This is a genomic window from Kitasatospora sp. NPDC001261 (genome assembly GCF_042896795.1).
Classification (GTDB): domain Bacteria; phylum Actinomycetota; class Actinomycetes; order Streptomycetales; family Streptomycetaceae; genus Kitasatospora.
On sequence record NZ_JBIAXP010000004.1, the window covers coordinates 33,282 to 57,735 of the forward strand.

23 protein-coding genes are annotated in these 24,454 nt (G+C 72.0%); 19 read left to right on the forward strand and 4 right to left on the reverse strand.

The genetic code is table 11. From position 1 onward, the window contains the following. Positions 1–25 precede the first annotated feature (25 nt). The gene (locus tag ACFY4B_RS07010) at positions 26–586 is read left to right on the forward strand and encodes an HIT domain-containing protein (RefSeq protein ID WP_049651438.1); all 561 of its coding nucleotides are present in this window, start codon (positions 26–28) and stop codon (positions 584–586) included. 67 nt (positions 587–653) lie between these two features. Here the strand turns inward: ACFY4B_RS07010 and ACFY4B_RS07015 are convergent, their stop codons facing one another. Continuing rightward, positions 654–2,300, reverse strand: a complete 1,647-nt coding sequence (locus ACFY4B_RS07015) for a hypothetical protein (protein WP_079272097.1) — start codon at positions 2,298–2,300, stop codon at positions 654–656. Positions 2,301–2,495: 195 nt separating this feature from the next. Between ACFY4B_RS07015 and ACFY4B_RS07020 the strand changes: the two genes are divergently transcribed. Beyond that, entirely contained in the window at positions 2,496–2,921 is a 426-nt protein-coding gene (locus tag ACFY4B_RS07020) for a thiol-disulfide oxidoreductase DCC family protein (protein WP_387822920.1), read from the forward strand. Between the two features lie 32 nt (positions 2,922–2,953). Here the strand turns inward: ACFY4B_RS07020 and ACFY4B_RS07025 are convergent, their stop codons facing one another. Continuing rightward, positions 2,954–5,002 (reverse strand): elongation factor G-like protein EF-G2, encoded by a 2,049-nt coding sequence (locus ACFY4B_RS07025; protein ID WP_387966762.1) that lies wholly within the window; start codon positions 5,000–5,002, stop codon positions 2,954–2,956. Positions 5,003–5,256: 254 nt separating this feature from the next. Here ACFY4B_RS07025 and pgsA point away from each other — a divergent pair, with 254 nt between their 5' ends. The 16 genes from pgsA (at position 5,257) to ACFY4B_RS07105 (ending at position 21,058) form a co-directional block, all read left to right on the forward strand. Beyond that, positions 5,257–5,904 carry a phosphatidylinositol phosphate synthase gene (gene pgsA / locus ACFY4B_RS07030; protein WP_049651434.1) on the forward strand — a complete coding sequence of 216 codons (648 nt, stop codon included), beginning with the start codon at positions 5,257–5,259 and terminating at the stop codon, positions 5,902–5,904. A 16-nt stretch (positions 5,905–5,920) separates the two neighbouring features. Continuing rightward, entirely contained in the window at positions 5,921–6,883 is a 963-nt protein-coding gene (locus ACFY4B_RS07035) for a phosphatidylinositol mannoside acyltransferase (RefSeq protein WP_241852867.1), read from the forward strand. A gap of 51 nt (positions 6,884–6,934) precedes the next feature. Next, positions 6,935–8,119 (forward strand): glycosyltransferase family 4 protein, encoded by a 1,185-nt coding sequence (locus ACFY4B_RS07040; protein WP_049651432.1) that lies wholly within the window; start codon positions 6,935–6,937, stop codon positions 8,117–8,119. A gap of 61 nt (positions 8,120–8,180) precedes the next feature. Beyond that, positions 8,181–8,549, forward strand: a complete 369-nt coding sequence (locus ACFY4B_RS07045; protein ID WP_049651431.1) for a 5-carboxymethyl-2-hydroxymuconate Delta-isomerase — start codon at positions 8,181–8,183, stop codon at positions 8,547–8,549. Positions 8,550–8,578: 29 nt separating this feature from the next. Beyond that, positions 8,579–9,124, forward strand: a complete 546-nt coding sequence (locus ACFY4B_RS07050; protein ID WP_049651430.1) for a membrane protein — start codon at positions 8,579–8,581, stop codon at positions 9,122–9,124. A 129-nt stretch (positions 9,125–9,253) separates the two neighbouring features. After that, positions 9,254–10,165 (forward strand): pyridoxal 5'-phosphate synthase lyase subunit PdxS, encoded by a 912-nt coding sequence (pdxS, locus tag ACFY4B_RS07055; protein WP_049651429.1) that lies wholly within the window; start codon positions 9,254–9,256, stop codon positions 10,163–10,165. A gap of 96 nt (positions 10,166–10,261) precedes the next feature. After that, positions 10,262–10,879, forward strand: coding sequence for a pyridoxal 5'-phosphate synthase glutaminase subunit PdxT (pdxT, locus tag ACFY4B_RS07060; protein ID WP_049651445.1), 618 nt, complete (start codon positions 10,262–10,264; stop codon positions 10,877–10,879). Positions 10,880–10,968: 89 nt separating this feature from the next. After that, positions 10,969–11,727: a YebC/PmpR family DNA-binding transcriptional regulator gene (locus tag ACFY4B_RS07065; protein WP_049651428.1), complete on the forward strand. Its 759-nt coding sequence runs from the start codon at positions 10,969–10,971 to the stop codon at positions 11,725–11,727. Between the two features lie 152 nt (positions 11,728–11,879). Beyond that, a complete protein-coding gene (gene ruvC / locus ACFY4B_RS07070) occupies positions 11,880–12,431 on the forward strand; it encodes a crossover junction endodeoxyribonuclease RuvC (protein WP_049651444.1) in 552 nt (183 codons plus the stop codon). Beyond that, positions 12,428–13,039: a Holliday junction branch migration protein RuvA gene (gene ruvA, locus ACFY4B_RS07075; protein WP_117487159.1), complete on the forward strand. Its 612-nt coding sequence runs from the start codon at positions 12,428–12,430 to the stop codon at positions 13,037–13,039. Before ruvC ends, ruvA begins: the two co-directional genes overlap by 4 nt. Positions 13,040–13,092: 53 nt before the next feature. Next, entirely contained in the window at positions 13,093–14,163 is a 1,071-nt protein-coding gene (gene ruvB, locus ACFY4B_RS07080) for a Holliday junction branch migration DNA helicase RuvB (RefSeq protein WP_259316512.1), read from the forward strand. A gap of 260 nt (positions 14,164–14,423) precedes the next feature. Beyond that, positions 14,424–14,831 (forward strand): preprotein translocase subunit YajC, encoded by a 408-nt coding sequence (yajC, locus tag ACFY4B_RS07085; protein ID WP_053112055.1) that lies wholly within the window; start codon positions 14,424–14,426, stop codon positions 14,829–14,831. 147 nt (positions 14,832–14,978) lie between these two features. Beyond that, entirely contained in the window at positions 14,979–16,766 is a 1,788-nt protein-coding gene (secD, locus tag ACFY4B_RS07090; RefSeq protein ID WP_259316511.1) for a protein translocase subunit SecD, read from the forward strand. 4 nt (positions 16,767–16,770) lie between these two features. Then, a complete protein-coding gene (secF, locus tag ACFY4B_RS07095; RefSeq protein ID WP_049651823.1) occupies positions 16,771–17,871 on the forward strand; it encodes a protein translocase subunit SecF in 1,101 nt (366 codons plus the stop codon). A gap of 28 nt (positions 17,872–17,899) precedes the next feature. After that, positions 17,900–18,451 (forward strand): adenine phosphoribosyltransferase, encoded by a 552-nt coding sequence (locus tag ACFY4B_RS07100; protein WP_049651822.1) that lies wholly within the window; start codon positions 17,900–17,902, stop codon positions 18,449–18,451. Between the two features lie 177 nt (positions 18,452–18,628). Further along, positions 18,629–21,058, forward strand: a complete 2,430-nt coding sequence (locus tag ACFY4B_RS07105; protein ID WP_181970527.1) for a bifunctional (p)ppGpp synthetase/guanosine-3',5'-bis(diphosphate) 3'-pyrophosphohydrolase — start codon at positions 18,629–18,631, stop codon at positions 21,056–21,058. A gap of 90 nt (positions 21,059–21,148) precedes the next feature. Here the strand turns inward: ACFY4B_RS07105 and ACFY4B_RS07110 are convergent, their stop codons facing one another. Together ACFY4B_RS07110 and ACFY4B_RS07115 are read right to left on the reverse strand one after the other, a co-directional pair. Next, positions 21,149–22,378, reverse strand: coding sequence for a DUF349 domain-containing protein (locus tag ACFY4B_RS07110; protein WP_049651821.1), 1,230 nt, complete (start codon positions 22,376–22,378; stop codon positions 21,149–21,151). A 265-nt stretch (positions 22,379–22,643) separates the two neighbouring features. After that, positions 22,644–23,486, reverse strand: a complete 843-nt coding sequence (locus ACFY4B_RS07115; RefSeq protein WP_049651820.1) for a peptidylprolyl isomerase — start codon at positions 23,484–23,486, stop codon at positions 22,644–22,646. A 249-nt stretch (positions 23,487–23,735) separates the two neighbouring features. Here ACFY4B_RS07115 and ACFY4B_RS07120 point away from each other — a divergent pair, with 249 nt between their 5' ends. Continuing rightward, positions 23,736–24,443, forward strand: coding sequence for an MBL fold metallo-hydrolase (locus tag ACFY4B_RS07120; protein ID WP_049651819.1), 708 nt, complete (start codon positions 23,736–23,738; stop codon positions 24,441–24,443). Positions 24,444–24,454: the final 11 nt, after the last annotated feature.

Below are 24,454 nucleotides of genomic sequence, written 5' to 3' on the forward strand. Positions count from 1 at the left end.
GCTTTGCAAGCCCCGTCGGGCGAATATGCTGATCAGCATGACGACTGAGCCGGAACTTCAGCGGGGCGTCGGCGAGCCGGACGGCTTCCGCCGCTTGTGGACGCCTCATCGGATGGCGTACATCCAGGGTGAGAACAAGCCCACCGGCCCGGCTCCGGACGACGGTTGTCCGTTCTGCTCGATCCCGTCGCTGAGCGACGAGGAGGGGCTGGTCATCGCCCGGGGGAGTGCCGTGTTCGCGGTGCTGAACCTGTACCCGTACAACGGCGGGCACCTGATGGTGGTCCCGTACCGGCACGTCGCCGACTACACGGACCTGGACGAGGCCGAGACGGCCGAGCTGGCGGACTTCACCAAGAAGGCGATGACGGCGCTGCGGGCGGCCTCCGGGGCGCACGGGTTCAACATCGGAATGAACCAGGGCGCGGCGGCCGGGGCCGGGATCGCGGCGCACCTGCACCAGCACGTGGTGCCGCGCTGGGGCGGGGACACCAACTTCATGCCGGTGGTCGGCCACACCAAGGTGCTGCCGCAGCTGCTGGCGGACACCCGGAAGATGCTGGCCGAGGTCTGGCCGCAGGGCTGATCCACAGCACGAGCGCAAGAGGGCCCCACCGAAGAGATCCCGGTGGGGCCCTTCCGCGTTCCGCGGGTCAGCCGGCGTTGAAGGTGTCGACGTCGTACGGGCGGGGGCTCTGCGCCTCGGACTTGATGATCGAGGTGCGGTTCTTGAAGAAGCGGTCGGCGTCCAGGTCGTGCTCCTCCAGGAACTCCAGGGTGGCCGCGTGGACGGCGGCGAGCACCGGGACGGAGGCGTTCTGGGCGTTGTCGACCATGGAACGGTTCTCCCAGGCCCGGCCGGCCCAGATGTGCCGCAGCCCGAACGGCTCGGGCAGGCCGAGTCCGCCGCCGAGCCAGGTGAGCAGCCCGGGCATCCGGTAGAACGGGGCGCGGACGGCCTGGCGGACGACCTCGTCGTTGTCGATCAGGGGGAGCTTGACGGTGCGCTCCTCCCAGAACTTCACGGTCTTGGCGACCGACTTCTCCTTGTCCTTGGGCTTGTCGAAGAAGACGCCCTTGACCGGGCCGAGCGCGTAGCCGGACACGGTGATGTTGAGGACGTTGGCGAGCAGGGTGACGGTGACGGTGAAGGTGAGGACCAGTTTGCCGTCGTGGGTGATGAACTGGGTGGCGAGGTAGTGCCGGGGGCCGCCGGAGAAGGTCTGCTTGTCGGCGACGCTCTGTACGGCGAAGTCGCGCATCCGGTCGCCGTCCATGTCGGCGTTGCCGGGGCGGCTGATCTCGTCGGCGCCCTCGCCGATGTCGAAGACGACCCACTGCTTGATGGCGACGTTGGGCATGCCGCTGTTGGCGACGTGGCTGACGCCGAGGCCCTTCAGGTGGGAGGAGATCCGGCGGATCAGGTCCCAGGGGTGGAAGGCGCGGAAGTCGACGTGGCCCTCGGCGGGGTGGAGGGTGTCGGCGAGGCGCCATTCGCCCCAGCGGCGGCCGGCGCCGAGGATGCCCTTGGGGCCGGCGTAGTGGTGGATGTTGGTCTCCTGCTCGGCGTCCAGGCGGCCGAGCTTGTCGCGCAGGTCGGCGGCCTTCTTGTCGAGGTCGTCCCGGGGGACGGCCTTGGCGACGGTGGCGGCGACGGCGCTGCCCTCGACCAGGGCCTGCCAGCGGCTGCGCAGGTCCTTGGCGGAGCGCTCGACGATCCGGCGGGCGAGGTACCAGCCGATGACCGGCGCGAGCATGGTGACGCGCAGGTAGACGCCGATGAAGCCGGTGGCCGGCGGGCGCAGGGCGAGCAGGACGGCGAGGGCGGCGGCCGCGGCGAGCACGATGCCGCCGTAGACGGCCGCGTTCTTCGGGTTGTCCCGCTTGAGCCAGGCGCGGAGCTGGAAGGCGCCGAGCCAGACGAGGGTGCCGGGGAGGAAGAGCACGCCGGTGGCGATGGAGACGGTGCTGAGCTGCCGGTCGCGGGTGTTGCGCAGTTCCTCGGCGGCCAGGCAGTGCTCGACGACCTGGCGGGTGTCGACCCCGAAGGCCGGGACGAGGGGTTTGCGGGCGCCGCCCAGGGCGCGGGAGACCAGCGCCTTGCTGAAGGCCTCGCCGAGGTTGGGGCGGAAGAGCGCGAAGCGGCCCTTCTTCGCGGTGGCGTCGGTGACGGCGCCGACGAAGCCCTGGATCTCGCCGTCGCGGTAGGCGGTCGAGGAGAGTCCCTGGGTGATGGCGGTCTGCGGCCCGGTGTCGGTCCGGGGTATCTGCGCACCCGGGGTCATGTCGAGTGTGGTCACGGTGGCGTCCCCTCCTCCCCTTGTCAGCGGCAGGTTACCGTGCCGTGGCACCCCCGCGCGGATGATCGTCTGAAGTACCGTCACCGGAGGCCTGAGGGGCATGATGCCCAGCTTCGGGCGGGTCGATGCCCGCCGTGGGAGGGATGGGGGCGGTGGGGCAGGATGGGTGGTGGGAGTGACGAAAGGGGCGCGGCCGTGAAGGATCCGGTGCTGGTCTTCGACGGGGACTGTTCGTTCTGCTCGTCCTGCGTGCGCTGGGCGGAGCGGTACCTGCGGCAGACGCTGGCGTCGGGGGGCTGGGAGGCGGTGCCGTTCCAGTTCGCGGACCTGGCGGGGCTGGACGGGCGTGCGGGCGGGCGGGGCGAGGTGTCGGCGGAGCGGGCGGAGCGCGAGGTGCTCTGGGTGACGCCGGCCGGCCGGGTGTACGGGGGCGCGCAGGGGGTTGCGCGGCTGCTGATGCGCTCCGGCGGGGCGTGGGCATATCTGGGCGCGGTGTTGACGGCGGCGCCGGTGCGGCCGCTGGCGGGGGTGGTCTACCGCTGGGTGGCGCGCAACCGGCACCGGATGCCGGGGGGTACGGCGGCGTGCGCGCTGCCGGCCCGGAAGCCCGTCCGGCCGTAGACCCGTCCGGCCGTGGTCGGGCGCGGGGCCGCTCAGTCGGTGTAGCGCTCGGCCAGGGCGGCGGGCATCGGCTCGTGGCGCAGGTAGGCGCGGGAGAACTCGGCGGTGCCGTGGGTGAGCGAGCGCAGGTCGACCGGGTAGCGGACGAGTTCGAGTTCGGGGACCTCGGCGCGCAGCAGGGTGAGGCCGGTGCCGCCGGTCTCGCTGCCGAGGACGCGGCCGCGGCGGGCGGAGAGGTCGCCGAGGACGGCGCCGAGGTAGTCGTCGGGGAGCAGGACGCTGACGGCGGCGACGGGTTCGAGCAGGCGGATGACGGCGTGCTCGGCGGCGTCGCGCAGGGCGAGGGCGGCGGCGTTCTGGAAGGACGCGTCGGAGGAGTCGACGGAGTGCGCCTTGCCGTCGGTGAGGGTGACCCGGACGTCGACGAGCGGGTGGCCGGTGGCGACGCCTTTGGCGAGCTGGGCGCGGACGCCCTTCTCGACGGAGGGGATGAAGTGCTTGGGGACGGCGCCGCCGACGACGTGCTCCTGGAACTCGAAGCCGGAGCCGGCCGGGAGCGGTTCGACCTCCAGGTCGCAGATGGCGTACTGGCCGTGGCCGCCGGACTGCTTGACCAGGCGGCCGTGGCCGACGGCGGCGGTGCCGAAGGTCTCGCGCAGGGCGACCTTGGGCTCGACGGTGTCGACGTGGACGCCGTGGCGGGTGCGGAGGCGGTCGAGGACGACCTCGGCGTGGGCCTCGCCGGTGCACCAGAGGACGAGCTGGTGGGTGTCGGGGTTCTGTTCGAGGCGTAGGGCCGGGTCCTCGGCGGTGAGGCGGGCGAGGGCCTGGGAGAGCTTGTCGTCGTCGGCCTTGCTGTGGGCTTCGACGGCGATCGGGAGCAGCGGTTCGGGGAGGGTCCAGCCGTCGAGTTCGACGGGGTGGCCGGGGTCGTGGACGGTGTCTCCGGCGCGGGCGGTGGTGAGTTTGGCGGCGCAGACGAGGTCGCCGGCGACGGCGTGCGGGACGGGGCGCTGGAGTTTGCCGAAGGGGCTGGTGAGGGCGGTGACGCGTTCGTCGCCGTTCTGGTCGGCGGTGTGGGCGGTGCCGGTGAGGTGGATCCGGGTGTCGGGGCGCAGGGTGCCGGCGTAGAGGCGCAGCAGGCTGATCCGGCCGACGTAGGCGTCGCCGGTGACGCGGACGACCTGGGCGGCGAGCGGGGCGTCGGGGTCGCAGGCGGGGGCGGGGCGGGTGCGTTCGGTGGGGTCGGGGAAGGTGTGGGCGATGAGGTCGAGGAGTTCGGCGGCGCCGAGGCCGTTCTCGCTGGTGGGGACGGCGGGGTGGAGGGTGCAGGAGAGGACTTCGCGGCGCAGGCCGGCTTCGAGGGAGTCGGTGTCGAGGGGGTCGCCGGAGAGGTAGCGCTCCATGAGGGTGTCGTCCTGGCCGGAGATGGCCTCGACGAGGCTGTCGTGGGCGGGGGCGGTGTCGGGGAGGGGGTCGGTGTCGCCGTAGGTGTCGCCGGTGAGGAGGTCGACGCTGCCGTCGGGGTGTCCGTCGTGGAGGACGGGCAGGAAGAGCGGGCGGAGGGTGTCCGGGCCGAGGTCGAAGGCGTCGTGGCAGGCGGTGAGGATGTCGTCGAAGCCGGTGTGGGCGAGGTCGAGTTTGGCGACGGCGATGGCGCGGGGGATGCCTTCGGCGGCGCATTCGCGCCACAGGGCGCGGGTGGGGGCGGTGACCGGGTCGGTGGCGGAGACGACGAAGACGGCGGCGTCGGCGGCGTGCAGGGCGGCGCGCAGGTCGGCGGTGAAGTCGGGGTGGCCGGGCGGGTCGATCAGGTTGATCTTGACGCCCTTCCATTCGAGCGGGAGGAGCGCGAGCTGGACGGAGCGCTGCTGCTGGTGCTCGATGTCCTCGTGGTCGGAGACGGTGGTGCCGTCGGTGACGCGGCCGGCCCGGCCGGTGGCGCCGGAGGCGAGGGCGAGGGATTCGGCGAGGGTGGTCTTGCCCACACCGCTGGGGCCGATGAGGACGACGTTGCGCAGGTCCTTCGGGCCGTTGACGGGGGGTGCCTGGCCGGCTCGTGCCGTGCTGCGGTCGGGCATCGGGGTCTCCTCCCGTGGCGCCGAGGCTGTCTTTGGCAGTCTAGGGTCGGGTTCTGCGGGGCGCGTGTCGTAGGGGCCGGTCGGTGACGGTCCGTGTGTGGGTGGTGGCGGGGGCGCCGACCCGGCGGTGCGTGCGCCGGAGCGTGTCTCCGGCGTGGCTACGATGGGTGGGCCGGACGGGCTGATCCGCCCGGCCGTCTGCCGCGCGTTCCGCGCCAGGCGGTATCTGGGAGATCGGAGCGGCTGGGAAGGCCATGCTCAACAAATACGCGCGTGCCTTCTTCACACGTGTCCTGACCCCGTTCGCCGCGTTCCTGATCCGCCTCGGTGTGAGTCCGGACGCCGTGACGCTGATCGGTACCGCCGGTTCGGTGGCCGGTGCGCTGGTGTTCTTCCCGCGCGGGGAGTTCTTCTGGGGCACCATCACGATCACGCTGTTCATCTTCTCGGACCTGGTCGACGGGAACATGGCCCGCCAGTTGGGCCGGACCTCGAAGTGGGGGGCGTTCCTGGACTCCACCCTGGACCGGGTCGCGGACGCGGCGATCTTCGGTGGTCTGGCGATGTGGTACGCGGGCAAGGGTGACGACAACCTGCTCTGCGCGGTGGCGATCTTCTGCCTGGCGAGCGGTCTGGTGGTGTCGTACACGAAGGCGCGGGCGGAGAGCCAGGGTCTGCCGTGCGACGTGTCGGGGCTGGTGGAGCGGGCCGAGCGGCTGGTGGCCAGCCTGGTGGCGGCCGGGGTCGCGGGTCTGCACACGTTCGGTGTGCCGTACGTGGAGTGGCTGCTGCCGGTGGCGCTGTGGCTGGTGGCGGCGGGCAGCCTGGTGACGGTGTTCCAGCGCATGCTGACCGTGCGCCGGGAGGCGTTCGAGGCCGACCGAGCGGCGGCCGGGAGCTGATGGGGGGCGTCCTGCGGTGACGGACCGACTGGTGTACTGGGCGTACGCGCTGGGGTGGGGGCTGCTGAAGCACCTGCCGGAGCGGGTGGCTGCGGGGCTGTTCGACCGGCTGGCGGACTACGCGTGGCGCAAGCGCGGCAAGCGGGTGCTCCAGTTGGAGGCGAACCTGCGCCGGGTCCGTCCGGGCTTGGACGAGGCCGCGATGCGGGAGCTGTCGCGGGCCGGGATGCGCTCGTACCTGCGGTACTGGATGGAGTCGTTCCGGCTGCCGGTGTGGAGCCGGGAGCGGGTGGCCCGGGATGTCCAGGTGGACGGCTTCGAGCACCTGCGGGAGACGCTGGAGGCCGGTCGGGGCGCGGTGATAGCGCTGCCGCACATGGGCAACTGGGACCTCGCGGGGACCTGGGTGGCGCAGCAGGGCTACCCGTTCACCACGGTCGCGGAGCGGTTGAAGCCGGAGCGGCTGTTCGACCGGTTCGTGGAGTTCCGGGAGGGCCAGGGCATGGAGGTCCTGGCGCTGACCGGCGGTTCGGTGAACGTGATCGGGACGTTGGCGCGGCGGCTGCGCGAGGGCCGGCTGGTCTGCCTGGTGGGGGACCGGGACCTGTCGGAGGCGGGTATCGGGGTGACGTTCTTCGGTGAGGAGACCCGGATGCCGGCCGGTCCGGCGGCGCTGTGCCAGCGGACCGGGGCGGCGCTGATGCCGGTGACGCTCTGGTACGACGGTCCGGTGCTGCGGGGCCGGATCCACCCGGAGGTGCCGGTGCCCGAGGAGGGCGACCGCAAGGAGCGCACCCGGGCGATGACCCAGGCGATGGCGGGGGTGTGGGAGCGGGGCATCCGCGAGCACCCGCAGGACTGGCACATGCTGCAGAGGTTCTGGCTCGCCGACCTTCCGGTCCGTGAGACGGTGAAGGCGGCGCCCGCGGAGCGCGCGGAGGGGGCCCCGGAGCCGGTGGCCGAGGCCTCCGGGTCCTGATCCGTTCCGCCGTCCCGCCCGCACGACCGTCCGAAGGAGCTTGAGGAACCCGTGAAGATCGGCATCGTCTGCCCGTACGACTGGGACGTCCCCGGTGGGGTGCAGTTCCACATCCGGGACCTGGCCGAGCACCTGATCGGTCTGGGGCACGAGGTGTCGGTGCTGGCGCCGGCCGAGGACGACGAGGCGCTGCCGCCGTACGTGGTCCCGGCCGGGCGGGCGGTGGCGGTGCCGTACAACGGGTCGGTGGCGCGGCTGAGCTTCGGCATCCTGTCGGCGGCGCGGGTGCGGCGGTGGCTGCACGACGGCCGCTTCGACATCCTGCACGTGCACGAGCCGGCCGCGCCGAGCCTGTCGATGCTGGCCGCCTGGTCGGCGACCGGGCCGATGGTGGGGACGTTCCACACCTCCAACCCGCGGTCCCGGATGATGATCGCGGCCTCCCCGATCCTCCAGCCGGGGCTGGAGAAGATCCGGGCCCGGATCGCGGTGTCGGAGTACGCCCGGCGCACCCTGGTGGAGCACCTGGGCGGGGACGCGGTGGTGATCCCCAACGGCGTGGACGTGGGCTTCTTCGCGGAGGCCGAGCCGGACGAGCGCTGGACGGGCGGTGCGGCGAAGGGGGAGCCGGGCACGATCGGCTTCATCGGCCGGATCAACGAGCCGCGCAAGGGCCTGCCGACGCTGCTGGCGGCGCTGCCGAGGATCCTGGCGGAGCGGCCGGGGGTGCGGCTGCTGGTGGCGGGCAAGGGCGACGAGGAGGAGGCGGTCGCGGGCCTGGCGCCGGAGGTGCGCCGGCAGGTGGAGTTCCTCGGCATGGTGAGCGACCGGGACAAGGCCCGGCTGCTGCGCAGCGTGGACCTGTACGTGGCGCCGAACACCGGGGGCGAGAGCTTCGGGATCATCCTGGTCGAGGCGATGTCCGCGGGTGCGCCGGTGCTGGCGAGCGACCTGGACGCGTTCAAGCAGGTGCTGGACGGCGGGGACGCGGGCGAGCTGTTCCCGGTGGAGGACGCGGACGCGCTGGCCCGTACGGCGCTGCGGCTGCTGGGTGATCCGGCGCGGCTGGAGGAGCTGCGGGAGGCGGCTTCGCGGCACGTGCGGCGGTTCGACTGGTCGACGGTCGGCGCGGACATCCTGGCGGTGTACGAGACGGTGACGGCGGGCCAGGCGGCGGTGGTCGAGGAGGACGTGCGCAGCGGTCGGCGCGGCCGGTTCGGGCTGGCCCGGGACTGATCCCCGGGGCCGGTGGGGTTAGGGTCGGGCGTCCGTACCACTGCGATCCACGGGGGCGACGATGCCGCAGATCTCCGTCGACTACTCGGCCGACCTGGCCGGAACCTTCGACCGCCGGGGCCTCGGCCTGGCGATCAACCGGCTGGCCGAGGCGACGATCGACGCGAAGCCGGAGTCCTGCAAGACGGTGTTCCGGCAGAGCGAGCTGCTGGTGGTCGGCACCAGCGGGGCGGCCGGGGACACCCAGGTGTTCGTGGAGTTCCAGATCTTCCCGGGCCGTTCGCCGGAGGCGAAGGCGGCGCTGAGCGAGGGCGTGCTGGCGCTGCTGGCGCGGTTCGTCCGGCCGAGGCCGGGCACCCGGCTGTTCACGGCGGTGAACATCGCGGACATCGACCGGGAGAGCTACCGGAACGCGACCGCCCGGGGCTGAACCGGTGACACCGGGTAACGTAGCGGCCCGTGACTACCTGGATCTGGGCCGGCGTGGCCGTGGTGCTGTTCGGCATGTACCTGAGTTGGACGGCCGGTCGGTTGGACCGGCTGCACGCCCGGATCGACGCGGCGCGGGCGGCGCTGGACGCGCAGCTGGTGCGCCGGGCCTCGGTGGCGATGGAGCTGGCGACGTCCTCGCTGCTGGATCCGGCGGCCTCGCTGCTGCTGCTGGACGCGGCGCACGCGGCCCGGCAGGCCGATGACGAGCAGCGCGAGGTGGCGGAGAGCCAGTTGAGCCTGGCGCTGCGGGCGGTGTTCGAGGAGCCGGAGCAGATGGCGGCGCTGGTGGCGGAGCCGGGTGGCGAGGACGCGGTTCGTGAGCTGACGGCCGCGGTGCGGCGGGTGCCGATGGCCCGCCGGTTCCACAACGACGCGGTGCGGGCGGCGCGGGCGGTGCGCGAGCACCGGCTGGTGCGGTACTTCCGGTTGGCGGGGAAGGCGCCGTTCCCGTTGGCGTTCGAGATGGACGATGCACCGCCGCCCGCTCTCACGCCCGAAGGGGCGCCTGCTTAAGGTGTCCCCCGGATACGGCCCGTTTGTCGTGTCCCGTCGTCCTGGCTGGACTTGGTGGCGCATGAGTGGGCCATCCGGTCTGCCTACCATAGGGCGATAGCACTGATTCATCTTCGAGTGAGGTCTCACGTGTCCACGACCCCCACCACCGCAGACCAGCCGCAGATCGGCACCGCCCGGGTCAAGCGCGGCATGGCCGAGCAGCTCAAGGGCGGTGTGATCATGGACGTGGTCAACGCCGAGCAGGCCAAGATTGCCGAGGACGCCGGCGCCGTGGCCGTCATGGCCCTGGAGCGGGTCCCGGCCGACATCCGCAAGGACGGCGGCGTGGCCCGCATGTCCGACCCCAACATGATCGAGGAGATCATCGAGGCGGTCTCCATCCCGGTGATGGCCAAGTCCCGCATCGGCCACTTCGTCGAGGCCCAGGTGCTCCAGTCGCTGGGCGTCGACTACATCGACGAGTCCGAGGTGCTGACCCCGGCCGACGAGGTCAACCACTCGGACAAGTGGGCCTTCACCACCCCCTTCGTCTGCGGCGCCACCAACCTGGGCGAGGCCCTGCGCCGCATCGCCGAGGGCGCGGCCATGATCCGCTCGAAGGGCGAGGCCGGCACCGGCAACGTCGTCGAGGCCGTCCGCCACCTGCGCCAGATCAAGAACGAGATCGGCAAGCTGCGCGCGCTGGACAACAACGAGCTGTTCGCCGCCGCCAAGGAGCTGCGCGCCCCGTACGAGCTGGTCAAGGAGGTCGCCGAGCTCGGCAAGCTGCCGGTCGTGCTGTTCTCCGCCGGTGGCGTGGCCACCCCGGCCGACGCCGCGCTGATGCGCCAGCTGGGTGCCGAGGGCGTCTTCGTCGGCTCCGGCATCTTCAAGTCGGGCGACCCGGCCAAGCGTGCCGCCGCGATCGTGAAGGCCACCACCTTCTTCGACGACCCGAAGGTCATCGCGGACGCCTCCCGCAACCTGGGCGAGGCCATGGTCGGCATCAACTGCGACACCCTGCCGGAGACCGAGCGCTACGCCAACCGCGGCTGGTAACCACCCGCAGTTTCCGAGCCGGCCCGCCGCAGCGCCTCGGCGCGCGGCGGGCCGCGCCACGTAGTCCGTCGTAACGATCGATAGAGGTTGAAGACCGTGAGCACTCCTGTCATCGGCGTCCTCGCCCTCCAGGGCGACGTCCGCGAGCACCTGGTGGCGCTGGCCGAGGCCGACGCGCTCGCCCGTCCGGTGCGCCGCGCCGAGGAGCTGGCCGAGGTCGACGCGCTGGTGATCCCCGGCGGCGAGTCCACCACCATGTCCAAGCTGGCGCTGCTGTTCGGCGTGATGGAGCCGCTGCGCGAGCGGGTCGCCGACGGGATGCCGGTCTACGGCACCTGCGCGGGCATGATCATGCTGGCGGACAAGATCCTGGACGGCCGCGACGACCAGCAGACCGTCGGCGGCATCGACATGACGGTGCGCCGCAACGCCTTCGGCCGCCAGAACGAGTCCTTCGAGTCCGGGATCGAGTTCGCGGGCCTGGACGACGCGCCGGTGCACGGCGTCTTCATCCGCGCCCCCTGGGTCGAGGGGGTCGGCGCGGGCGTCAAGGTGCTGGCCGAGCTGCCCGCCGCGGACGGCCCGGAGAGCCGGATCGTCGCCGTGCGCCAGGGCAACCTGCTGGCCACCTCCTTCCACCCGGAGCTGACCGGCGACCACCGGGTCCACGCGTACTTCGTGCGGATGGTCGAGGAGCACCTCGCCGGTCGGTAGACCGCCGCCCACCGTGTGCGCCCCACCGCCGGCGACACCGGTAAGATCTCATCTGTTCATTTCCCTTTGGCGACGTAAAGGAGCTGGCGATGTCCGGCCACTCTAAGTGGGCTACCACCAAGCACAAGAAGGCCGTGATCGACGCCAAGCGCGGCAAGCTCTTCGCCAAGATGATCAAGAACATCGAGGTGGCGGCGCGCACCGGCGGACCCGACCCGGCGGGCAACCCGACCCTCTACGACGCCATCCAGAAGGCGAAGAAGAGCTCGGTCCCGATCGACAACATCAACCGCGCCGTCAAGCGCGGTGGCGGTCTGGAGGCCGGCGGCGCCGACTACCAGACCATCATGTACGAGGGCTACGGCCCGAACGGTGTCGCGGTCCTGATCGAGTGCCTCACCGACAACCGCAACCGCGCCGCCTCCGACGTGCGCGTCGCGATGACCCGCAACGGCGGCTCGATGGCCGACCCGGGCTCGGTCTCGTACCTGTTCACCCGCAAGGGTGTCGTCATCGTCCCCAAGGCCGACGGCGTGGACGAGGACAAGCTGTTCGAGGTCGTCCTGGACCAGGAGCCGGAGGAGATCAACGACCTCGGCGACTCGTTCGAGATCGTCTCCGAGGCCTCGAAGATGGTCGCCGTGCGCACCGCGCTGGTCGACGCCGGCGTCGACTACGACTCGGCCGAGGCCAACTTCCTCCCCAGCATGCAGGTCGAGCTGGACGTCGACGGCGCCCGCAAGATCCTGAAGCTGATCGACGCGCTCGAGGACAGCGACGACGTGCAGAACGTCTTCGCCAACTTCGACATCTCCGACGAGGTCGGCGCGCAGCTCGACGCCGAGTGATCACCGCCCAGTGATCGTCGGTGGGTGACCGGTCCCACTGCCCGGCCCGGTGGTCCCTGGACCACCGGGCCGGTGTCGTCGGCGGGGTTGTCGGACCCGGGCGGTAGCCTGCGGAGGTCCTTCGTGGCGAGTGGCAGGGAGACGGGCGAGTGGTGCGGGTACTGGGCGTGGACCCGGGGCTGACCAGGTGCGGGGTCGGCGTGGTCGAGGGCGCGCCGGGCCGGCCGCTGCGGATGGCCGGGGTCGGTGTGGTGCGCACCCCCGCCGAGGCGGAGATCGGGGAGCGGCTGCTCCAGGTCGAGCAGGGCATCGAGGCCTGGCTGGACGAGCACCGGCCCGACCTGGTCGCCGTCGAGCGGGTCTTCGCCCAGCACAACGTCCGCACCGTGATGGGCACCGCCCAGGCCAGCGCCGTCGCGATGCTCTGCGCCACCCGGCGCGGCATCCCCGTCACCCTGCACACCCCCAGCGAGGTCAAGGCCGCCGTCACCGGCTCCGGCCGGGCCGACAAGGCGCAGGTCACCGCCATGGTGCAGCGCCTGCTGCGGCTGGACGCGCCGCCCAAGCCCGCCGACGCCGCCGACGCGCTGGCGCTGGCCATCTGCCACATCTGGCGCGGCGGGGCGACCAACCGGCTGGAGGCCGCCGTCCGGGCCGCCCGCGCCACCTCCCGCTCCACTCCTCCGAAAGGCACCGTCCGATGATCGCCTTCGTGCAAGGGCCCGTGGCGGCCGTCTCCTCCGGGATCGCGGTGGTCGAGGTCGGCGGGGTCGGCATGGCCGTGCAGTGCACCCCGAACACCCTGGCCGGGCTGCGGCTGGGCGAGCCGGCCCGGCTGGCCACCTCGCTGGTGGTCCGGGAGGACTCGCTGACCCTGTTCGGCTTCGCGGACGACGACGAGCGCGCCGTGTTCGAGATCCTCCAGGCCGCGCCCGGCGTCGGCCCCAAGCTGGCGCAGGCGATCCTGGGCGTGCACAGCCCCGACGCGCTGCGCGCCGCGATCGCGGGCGGCGACGAGAAGGCGCTGGTCGCGGTGCCGGGCATCGGCAAGGCCAAGGCGGCCAAGCTGCTGCTGGAGTACAAGGACAAGCTCGGCGCCCCGCACGGGGCGGTGCCCGCGCAGAAGCCGATCGCGAGCGGCCCGGCGCCGTGGAGCGAGCAGCTGCACTCCGCGCTGACCGGCCTCGGCTACGCCCCGCGCGAGGCGGACGAGGCGGTCGCGGCCGTCACCCCGGAGGCCGAGGCGCAGGCGGTGACGGACGTCGGCGCCCTGCTCAGGCTCGCCCTGCGCGGCCTCAACCGCGCCCGCTGACCAACTGACGATCTGTCCTTTTGTCGACACCGGAGACTCTGGAGCCCGCGACGATGTACGACCCGGAACCCACCGACCGGCTGGTCACGGCCGCCGCCGACGGTGAGGACCAGGCGGTGGAGGCGGCGCTGCGCCCCAAGCTGCTGGACGAGTTCATCGGCCAGGAGCGGGTGCGCGAGCAGCTGTCGCTGGTGCTCCAGGCCGCCCGCCAGCGCGGCAGCGCGCCCGACCACGTGCTGCTGAGCGGCCCGCCCGGGCTCGGCAAGACCACCCTGTCCATGATCATCGCCGCCGAGCTGGGCGCCCCGATCCGGATCACCTCCGGCCCGGCCATCCAGCACGCGGGGGACCTCGCGGCGATCCTCTCCTCGCTCACCGAGGGCGAGGTGCTCTTCCTCGACGAGATCCACCGGATGTCCCGGCCGGCCGAGGAGATGCTCTACATGGCGATGGAGGACTTCCGGGTCGACGTGATCGTCGGCAAGGGCCCGGGCGCCACCGCCATCCCGCTGGAGCTGCCGCCCTTCACCCTGGTCGGCGCCACCACCCGGGCCGGCCTGCTGCCGCCCCCGCTGCGCGACCGCTTCGGCTTCACCGGGCACATGGAGTTCTACGCCCCGGCCGAGCTCCAGCGGGTGGTGCACCGCTCGGCCGCGCTGCTGGACGTGGAGATAGACCCGGCCGGCGCGGCCGAGATCGCCGGGCGCTCGCGCGGCACCCCGCGGATCGCCAACCGGCTGCTGCGCCGGGTCCGCGACTACGCCCAGGTCCGGCACGACGGCGTGGTCGACGCCGGGATCGCCGCCCAGGCGCTGGAGGTCTACGAGGTGGACGCCCGCGGGCTGGACCGGCTGGACCGCGCGGTGCTGGACGCGCTGTTGCGGCTGTTCGGCGGCGGTCCGGTCGGTTTGTCGACACTGGCGGTCGCCGTGGGTGAGGAGTCGGAGACGGTCGAGGAGGTCGCCGAGCCCTTCCTGGTCCGCGAGGGCCTGCTCGCCCGCACCCCGCGCGGCCGGATCGCCACCGCGGCCGCCTGGCAGCACCTCGGCCTGACCCCGCCGGTCCAGACCACCCGCGGGCGTGTTCCGGCGCAGTCGGAGCTGTTCCCCGCCGACGAAAGTTGACCGCCATCGGCTGAACGGGTGAGTCGGGCCGGTCGGTTCCCGGCCGGTGCTCCCGTGGTGGCGCACGGGGGAGCCGGGAGTGGCGTCCGGGGAAACTGTGCAGGCGGAGGGTCGCCACTTTCGGCGGCATGATGCGATGCTTGGCGTTGTCCGATCGATTCGGGGTCGCCTAGACTCCGCCGGACCGCCCCTCTCACCTGACGGGCCGACCAATACCACACAGGCCGCCGGCCGGCGGCCCGTAAAGGACCCTGGCTGCAGTGAACCTCATCATCCTTCTCCTCCCGATCATCGCGATCGTGCTCATGTTCCGGTCGCAGAAGAAGCGCCAGTCGCAGATGCAGCAGATGCAGACGGCGCTGGAGCCGGGGGCCGGTGTGCGCACCATCGGCGGTCTGTACGCCCAGGTGAAGGCGGTCAACGACGAGACCGTCGAGCTGGAGATCGCGCCCGGCGTGGTCACCCACTTCACCAAGAGCGCCATCGCGGCCGTCCTGGACCCCCAGGAGTACGACGCGATCATCAACGGCCGCCCCGCCGATGACGAGCTGCCCGAGCCGGAGGCCGAGGAGGCCGACGCCGAGCCGGTCGAGGACAAGCCGCTGTCGCTCTCCAAGGACAGCGCCGAGAAGGGCGACGTCGAGGGCGGGGCTCCCGCGAGCAAGTAGTACGGACGGGCAACCCGCCCGGCCGCGCGGCACAGTGCCGCGAGCCCACAGGACCTCAGGGCCGCAGAACCGCCGGACCCCTGTCCCGCCACGAGCCGGACGGGGGTCCGGTCGGGGAAGTGGCATGGACAGGGAGAAACGAGCAAGGTGGCAACACCCAAGTCGCGCCCGCGCGACGGCTACCCAGGGCGGGCGCTGGCCCTCATCCTGGTCGTCACCGTCGGACTGGTCGCCCTCATGTTCGGGACGGGCACCACCAAGCCCCGGCTCGGGATCGATCTCGCCGGTGGCACCAGCATCACGCTGACCGCGAAGTCGACCGACCCCAAGGCGATCACCAAGTCCAACATGGACATCGCCACCGGGATCATCGAGCGCCGCGTCAACGGTATGGGTGTCTCCGAGGCGGAGGTCCAGACCCAGGGCGACAACACGATCATCGTGAACATCCCCAAGGGCGGGAACCAGCAGAACGCGGCGGACCAGGTGGGTACCACCGCCAAGCTGTTCTTCCGTCCGGTCCTGGCCGTGGCGCCCAGCGGCGTCACCGCCCCGGCTCCCACGGGCACCCCGTCCGCCGCCGCCACCGGCACCCCGGGCGCGACCCCGCCCGCCGCCACGACCGGCACCCCGTCCCCGGGCGCGAGCGCCACCAAGCAGGGCCGCCCCGAGAGCGAGGCGCTGGCCGCCGAGGGCGCCAGCCCGACCGCCGCGGCCACCGGCGCGAGCACCGCGCCCACCGCCCCCGCCACCGGCGCCCCGAGCGCCGCGGCCACCCCGCCGAGCGCCGCCGACCTCAGCGCCGCGATGACCCAGGGCACCGTGCCGCCGGAGCTGAGCGCCGCGTTCGCCGCCCTCGACTGCTCCAAGCCCGAGGTCCGCACCGCCCAGACCGGCCCCGACGACAAGGCCGTCGTCGCCTGCTCGCAGAAGCCCGAGAACGGCTACTACGAGAAGCTCGCCCTCGGCCCCGTCGCCGTGAAGGGCTCGGACGTCTCCAAGGCGCAGCCGACCCTCGACACCCAGACGGGTGCCGGCTGGCAGGTCCAGCTGCAGTTCAACGGCAACGGCACCGACGACTTCACCAAGGTCACCGGCCAGCTCGCCACCCAGGCCCCGCCGAACAACCAGTTCGCGATCGTCCTGGACAACCAGGTCGTCTCGCACCCCGAGGTCAAGAACGCGATCCCCGGCGGCAGCGCCGTGATCACCGGCCGCTTCACCCAGGCCGAGGCGCAGGACCTGTCCAACGTGCTCGGCTACGGCGCCCTGCCGCTGGAGTTCGTCAAGAGCGACATCACCACCGTCTCCCCGGCGCTCGGCAGCGACCAGCTCAAGGCCGGCCTGGTGGCCGGCGCGATCGGCATGCTGCTGGTGGTCGCCTACTCGCTGGTCTACTACCGCGGCCTCGGCCTGGTCTCGATCGCCGGTCTGCTCGTCTCGGCGGCCCTGACCTACTCGATCATGAGCCTGCTCGGCAACGCGATCGGCTTCGCGCTGAACCTGCCGGCGGTCTGCGGTGCGATCGTCGCGATCGGCATCACCGCCGACTCCTTCATCGTGTACTTCGAGCGCATCCGCGACGAGGTCCGCGAGGGCGCCCCGCTGCGCCCGGCGGTCCAGCGGGCCTGGCCGCGCGCCCGGCGCACCATCCTGGTCTCGGACTTCGTGTCCTTCCTCTGTGCCGCCGTCCTCTACGTGGTCTCGGTCGGCAAGGTCCAGGGCTTCGCCTTCACCCTGGGTCTGACCACCGCGCTCGACGTCGTGGTGATCTTCCTCTTCACCAAGCCGCTGATCACGCTGCTGGCCCGCCGCAAGTTCTTCCTGAACGGCCACCCGTGGTCCGGCCTGGACCCGAAGCGACTGGGCGCCCGCCCGCCGCTTCGCAGCAGCCGTCGCCGTAACCCCTCCTCTGCCGCCGTGAAGGAGGCCTGACACCGTGTCACGCTTCTCCAACCTGGGCCACCGGCTCTACCAGGGCGAGGTCAGCTTCGACTTCGTCGGTCGCCGCAAGCTCTGGTACTCCATCTCCGGCGTGATCGTGCTGGTCGCGGCGATCGGCCTGGCCATGGGCCTGCACCTGGGCATCGAGTTCAAGGGCGGCTCGGTCTACACCGTGGCCAAGCCCGGCCTGACGGTCTCCCAGGCGCAGGAAACCGCCGACGGGGTCGTCTCCTCGCACCCGCTGGTGCAGTCGACCGACAACGGCAAGATCCGCATCCAGGTCAGCACCGAGGAGCCGAAGAGCTCCGACGAGATCCGCTCCGAGCTCTCCCAGAAGCTCGGCGTGCCGCTGGACACCGTCGAGGCCCAGGTGATCGGCCCCAGCTGGGGCAAGCAGATCTCCCAGAAGGCGCTCACCGGCCTGGTCGTCTTCATGGTCCTGGTGACGGTCTACCTGGCGATCGCCTTCGAGTGGCGGATGGCGCTGGCCGCGCTGGTCGCCCTCATCCACGACCTCCTGATCACCATCGGCGTGTACGCCCTGGTGGGCTTCGAGGTCACCCCGGGTACGGTGATCGGCTTCCTGACGATCCTCGGTTACTCCCTCTACGACACGGTCGTCGTCTTCGACACCGTGAAGGAGAACACCAAGGGGATCACCAAGCAGAACAAGCTCACCTACAGCGAGGCCGCCAACGCGGGCCTCAACCAGACCCTGGTGCGCTCGCTCAACACCACCGTGGTGGCGCTGCTTCCGGTCGCCGCGCTGCTGTTCATCGGCGGCGGCTTCCTGGGCGCCGGCACCCTGAACGACATCTCGCTCGCGCTGTTCATCGGTCTCGCGGCCGGTGCCTACTCCTCGATCTGCGTCGCCACCCCGCTGCTGGCGCAGCTCAAGGAGGAGCAGCCGGAGATGAAGGCGCTGCGCAAGCGGGTCCTCCAGCACCGGGCCTCGGCCGCCGCCAAGGCGGAGGCCGGGGACGCCGTCACGGCGGACGGGGAGCCGGACGACGAGGAGCAGCCTGCGGGTATGGTCGGACAGCGTGGCCGCTCGGCCGGCACCCGTGCCAAGGGCCGTCCGTCCACCAAGCGCTGAACCCGACCACGAACCCGAGGAACCCACCGTGACCACCGCCGACACCGCACTGGCCGAGCTGCTGAACAGCCGGATCCGGGACGTCCCGGACTACCCGAAGCCGGGTGTGCTGTTCAAGGACATCGCGCCGCTGCTCGCCGACGCCGAGGCCTTCGGCGCCCTCACCCGGGCGCTGGCGGACCGGGCCGCGGAGCTCGGTGCGACCAAGGTCGTGGGCCTGGAGGCGCGCGGCTTCGTGCTGGCGGCCCCGGCGGCCTTCGCGGCCGGGCTCGGCTTCGTGCCGATCCGCAAGCAGGGCAAGCTGCCCGGCGAGGTGTTCCGGCGCTCGTACGAGCTGGAGTACGGCTCGGCGACGCTGGAGGTGCAGTGCGACGCCTTCACGCCCGGTGAGCGGGTTCTGGTGGTGGACGACGTGCTGGCCACCGGTGGCACCATCGGCGCCTCGCTGGACCTGGTGAAGGAGGCCGGGGCCGAGCTGGCGGGCGTCGTGGTGCTGATGGAGCTGGGCTTCCTGGACGGCCGCGAGCGGCTGGCCGGGCACCTGGGCGGCGCTCCGCTGGAGACGCTGGTCACGGTCTGAGGGACTCGTCGGGAGGACGGCGGTCGGGACATCCGACCGCCGTCCTTCCGTTTCCTGGCCCGGCCGGATGAACACCCCGGCGCCCGGCTCGGTACCATGAAGATTCATCCCCTCCCGGTTGTCCCGGACCGTTCGGGCCTCGGCAGGGGTCGGCCCCGGTGCCCCGAGGAGTAGTCCTTGCCCGACGAGGTTGTGCCCACGGCCGAAGCGGCCACCCCCGAAAACCGTCCCACGCCCTCGGGGGCCACCCCGGCACGCCCGGCGCCGACCTCCTCGCGTTCGCTCGGCCCCTCCGGCCGCGGTTCCACCGGCGGCATGCGGGCCCGGCTGGCCCGCCTGGGCGGCCAGCGCTCCAGCGTGCTCAACCCCGTCCTGGAACCGCTGTTCCGCTCGATCCGGGCCAACGACCCCAAGGCCGACCCGGCTCTGCTGCGCGACATCGAGAAGGCGTACGCGGTGGCCGAGAAGTGGCACCGCGGGCAGAAGCGCAAGAGCGGTGACCCGTACATCACCCACCCGCTGGCCGTCGCGACGATCCTGGCCGAGCTCGGCATGGACGCCCCGACGCTGATGGCCGGACTGCTGCACGACACCGTCGAGGACACCGACTACGGCCTGGAGACCCTGCGCAAGGACTTCGGCGACTCGGTGGCCCTGCTGGTGGACGGCGTCACCAAGCTGGACCGGGTCAAGTTCGGCGAGGCCGCGCAGGCCGAGACCGTCCGCAAGATGGTCGTGGCGATGGCCAAGGACCCGCGGGTCCTGGTGATCAAGCTGGCCGACCGCCTGCACAACATGCGCACGATGCGCTACCTCAAGCGGGAGAAGCAGGAGAAGAAGGCCCGCGAGACGCTGGAGATCTACGCCCCGCTGGCGCACCGGCTGGGCATGAACACCATCAAGTGGGAGCTGGAGGACCTCGCCTTCGCGATCCTCTACCCCAAGATGTACGACGAGATCGTCCGGCTGGTCGCCGAGCGCGCCCCCAAGCGGGACGAGTACCTGGCGACCGTCATCGACCAGGTCCAGGGGGACCTGCGGGGCGCCCGGATCACCGCCTCCGTCACCGGCCGGCCGAAGCACTACTACTCGGTCTACCAGAAGATGATCGTCCGGGGCCGGGACTTCGCCGAGATCTACGACCTGGTGGGCATCCGGGTCCTGGTCGACACCGTCCGCGACTGCTACGCGGCGCTGGGCACCATCCACGCGCGGTGGAACCCGGTGCCGGGGCGGTTCAAGGACTACATCGCGATGCCCAAGTTCAACATGTACCAGTCGCTGCACACCACGGTGATCGGCCCCGGGGGCAAGCCGGTCGAGCTGCAGATCCGCACCTTCGACATGCACCGGCGGGCCGAGTACGGCATCGCCGCGCACTGGAAGTACAAGCAGCGCGCGGTGGCCGGGGCCTCCAAGGTCCGCACCGACACCCCGACCCAGGTCCGCAAGGACGACAAGGCCGGCGCCGTCAACGAGATGGCCTGGCTGCGGCAGCTGCTGGACTGGCAGAAGGAGACCGCCGACCCGGGCGAGTTCCTGGAGTCGCTCCGCTTCGACCTGGCCAGCAACGAGGTCTTCGTCTTCACCCCCAAGGGCGACGTGATAGCCCTGCCGGCCGGGGCGACCCCGGTCGACTTCGCCTTCGCGGTGCACACCGAGGTCGGCTACCGGACGATAGGCGCCCGGGTCAACGGGCGGCTGGTGCCGCTGGAGTCGACCCTGGAGAACGGCGACACCGTCGAGGTGTTCACCTCCAAGGCGGAGAACGCCGGCCCGTCCCGGGACTGGCTGGGCTTCGTCAAGTCGCCGCGCGCCCGCAACAAGATCCGCGCCTGGTTCTCCAAGGAGCGCCGCGAGGAGGCGATCGAGCACGGCAAGGAGGCGATCGTCCGGGCGATGCGCAAGCAGGGCCTGCCGATCCAGCGGATCCTGACCGGCGACTCGCTGGTCACCCTGGCCCACGAGATGCGCTACCCCGACATCTCCTCGCTCTACGCCGCGATCGGCGAGGGCCACGTCGCCGCGCCGAACATCGTGCAGAAGCTGGTCCAGGCGCTCGGCGGCGAGGAGGGCGCGACCGAGGACCTGGCGGAGACCGCCACCCCGACCCACGACAACCGGCGCGCGGTGCGCCGCCGGGCCAAGGGCGACCCGGGCGTGATCGTCAAGGGCGTCGAGGACGTCTGGGTCAAGCTCTCCCGCTGCTGCACCCCGGTGCCGGGCGACCCGATCGTCGGCTTCGTGACCCGCGGCAACGGCGTCTCGGTGCACCGCGCCGACTGCGTCAACGTGGAGGCGCTGAACCAGCAGCCGGAGCGCATGATCGACGTCGAGTGGGCGGCCACCCAGTCCTCGGTCTTCCTGGTGGCCATCCAGGTCGAGGCGCTGGACCGCTCCCGGCTGCTCTCGGACGTCACCCGGGTGCTCTCCGACCAGCACGTCAACATCCTGTCGGCGGCGGTGCAGACCTCCCGGGACCGGGTGGCGATGAGCCGCTTCACCTTCGAGATGGGCGACCCGAAGCACCTGGGCCACGTGCTCAAGGCGGTGCGCGGCGTCGAGGGCGTGTACGACGTCTACCGCGTCACCTCCGCCCGCAAGTAGCGGCGGCCCCCGCCGGCAGCACGGCGGGGGAACGCGGAAGGCCCCCGGGAACGGTCCCGGGGGCCTTCGCCGTCCAGCGTGCCGGGGCGATCAGCCGCTGAACTCCTCCTGGCTCTTGTGCGCCTGGTCCAGCAGGGTCCGCACGCCGTCCAGCTCGGACTCCAGCTTGGCGATCCTGGAGGCGTTGCCGGCCGCGCGGGCCTTGTCCAGGTCGGCCTGGATCTTGTCGGCCTTCGCCTGGAACAGGCCCACCATGCCGGCCGCGCGGGCCTTGGCCTCCGGGTTGGAGCGCGACCACTCGGCCTCCTCGGCCTCGCGGATCGCCCGCTCGACCGCGTTCAGCCGGCCGTCCAGCTTCGGACGGACCTCGCGCGGCACGTGCCCGATCGCCTCCCAGCGCTCGTTGACCTCGCGCAGCGCGGCCTTGGCGGCCTTGAGGTCGGTGATCGGCAGGATCGTCTCGGCCTCGGCGGCCAGCGCCTCCTTGAGCTTCTGGTTCTCCACCTGCTCGGCGTCCCGCTCGCTGAACACCGCGGAGCGGGCCTGGAAGAAGACGTCCTGGGCGCCGCGGAACCGCGCCCACAGCTCGTCCTCGATGTCCCGCTGGGCCCGGCCGGCGGCCTTCCAGCGCGCCATCAGGTCGCGGTAGGCGGCCGCGGTGCTGCCCCAGTCCGTGGACGAGGACAGCGCCTCGGCCTCGGACACCAGCGCCTCCTTGGTCTGCCGGGCCTTCTCGCGCTCGGCGTCCAGGGTGGCGAAGTGCGCCTTGCGGTGCTTGGAGAAGACCGAGCGGGCGTGCGAGAAACGGTGCCACAGCTCGTCGTCGCTCTTGCGGTCCAGCCGCGGCAGGCCCTTCCAGGTGTCCACCAGGGCGCGCAGCCGGTCCCCGGCCTCCCGCCACTGGGTCGACTCGGCGAGCTGCTCGGCCTCGGTGACCAGGGCCTCCTTGGCCGCACGGGCCTCGTCCTGGGCCTTGGCGCGGGCGGCCTTGCGCTCCTCGCGCCGGCTCTCGATCTCGCCGGTGAGCGTGTCCAGCCGCTTGGCCAGACCCTCCAGGTCGCCGACCGCGTGCCCCTCGACCACCTGGGCGCGCAGGTGCTCCAGCGCGGCCAGGGCGTCCTTGGCGGCCAGGTCGGTGGTCCGCACCCGCTTCTCCAGCAGGCCGATCTCCACCTCGATGCCCTGGTACTTGCGCTCGAAGTAGGCGAGGGCCTCCTCGGGCGAGCCGGCCTGCCAGGAACCGACGACTCGTTCGCCGTCGGCCGTCCTGACGTAGACCGTGCCCTGCTCGTCCACACGGCCCCACGGGTCGCTGCTCATAGCGCGTCCTCCACATGACGTCGCGCCCGCGCCGGGGCGGCGCGCGTCCGTCGTCCACAGTTGATGTGCGACGGACCGAAAGAGTCCGCCGTCCCCGTCCGCCGTGCCTTGCTGCCGAGGGTGACGGCTAGGCGGGTCCGGGCACCCTATACAACGCCAACATAGGCGACCAGGCCCGGTGCTGTCCGCATCCGGGCCGGGCGATTTCGGTCCGGGGCCGTGCGGGGGCGGCGCGCAGGCCACCCGCCGACGACCCCGGAGTCGGTCAACCCTTCGCCACCGTAACGGAGTTGAAGGTGACGTCGGCCATCGGGTGGCCGTCCGACGAGCCCTCCAGGGTGCCCGCGGCGGCGATCTTCTGCACCACGTCCAGGCCGCCGGTGACCTTGCCGAAGGGGGTGTAGTTCGGGGGCAGCTTGGTGTCCTTGTAGACCAGGAAGAACTGGCTGCCGTTGGTGCCCGGACCGGAGTTGGCCATCGCCACGGTGCCGGCCGGGTAGGTCGCGCCGGTCAGGTTCTCGTCCGCGAACTTGTAACCGGGGCCGCCGGAGCCGCCCGGGACGGTCGCGCTGGCGGTCGGGTCGCCGCACTGCAGCACGAAGATGCCGTCGGTGGTGAGGCGGTGGCACTTGGTGTGGTCGAAGTACTGCTCACCGGCCAGGAAGGCGAAGGAGTTCACGGTGTGCGGGGCCTTGGCCGCGTCCAGCGCGATCGTCACCTTGCCGCAGTTGCTGTCCAGCGTCATGGCGTACGAGCCGCCCGCGTCGATCGTCATGGCCGGCTCGGCCTGCCACTGCTTGCCGTTGGGCGCGCCCGGAGCCGGGGCGGCGCAGCCCTCGACCGGCTTGCGGGTCGGGGCGGACGGCTCCTCGGTACCGGTCGGCGCGGCCTGGGCGCTGTTCGAGGCCTTCTTGTCGCCCTTGTCGTCCGAGCTGAACGCGCCGGTGGCGATCAGGGTGCCACCGCCGGCCAGGACCACGACGGCGAGCGAGGCGCCCAGGATCGTGTTGCGCCGCCTGCGCGCGGCCTGGGCCTCGACCCGGCGCTCCAACTGGCGCTCGTACTTCTCTCGGGCGAGCTGCCGCCGCCGCTGTTCGCTGCTGACCACCGGCCGTGTCTCCTACGGATGTGCGGGAAAAGTGGATGGATTCCGGAGCGGATCATCGCATCCCTCGGCGGCCAAGTGTAGGGACCGGGCCTGTAAGAACCCGGTGAACCTGCCGGGCCGCGGCGCCCCGCCGCCCGTATCTGGTTCGCAACCGGACCCGCGGCGCCGGTAGGCTGCACCTGAATCACCACTGGTGGCATCACCACTGGCAGCCGCCGCAGCCGACCGCCACACACCCGAAGGACGCGCGTGTTCATCGCCGGATTCCCCGCTGGAGCCTGGGGCACCAACTGCTACCTGGTCGCTCCGGCGGCCGGCGAGGAGTGCGTCATCGTCGATCCCGGCCACCAGGCGGCCCGCGGCGTCGAGGAGATGGTCCGCGAGCACCGGCTGAAGCCCGTCGCCGTGCTGCTCACCCACGGCCACATCGACCACGTGGCCTCGGTGGTCCCGGTCTGCGGCGCCCGCGGCGTCCCGGCCTGGATCCACCCCGAGGACCGGTACATGATGTCCGACCCGGAGAAGGCGCTCGGCCGCTCCCTGGGCACCCAGCTGATGGGCGAGCTCACCGTCGGCGAGCCCGACGACGTGCGCGAGCTCACCGACGGCGGCGTGCTGGAGCTGGCCGGCCTGAAGCTCACCGTGGACCACGCCCCGGGCCATACCGGGGGGTCGGTGACCTTCCGGACGCCCGGTGCCGAGGACCTCCCCCCGGTGCTGTTCTCGGGCGACCTGCTGTTCGCCGGCTCCATCGGGCGTACCGACCTCCCGGGCGGGGACAGCGAGGCGATCATGAACTCGCTGGCCCGGGTGTGCCTGCCCCTCGACGACTCCACCGTGGTCCTCTCCGGCCACGGCGGTCAGACCACCATCGGCCGCGAGCGCGCCACCAACCCCTACCTCCGACAGGCAGCAGGGGCGGCAGGCGCCCCGGCTTTCCCGCGACGAGGAATGTGACGGAAGAGAAG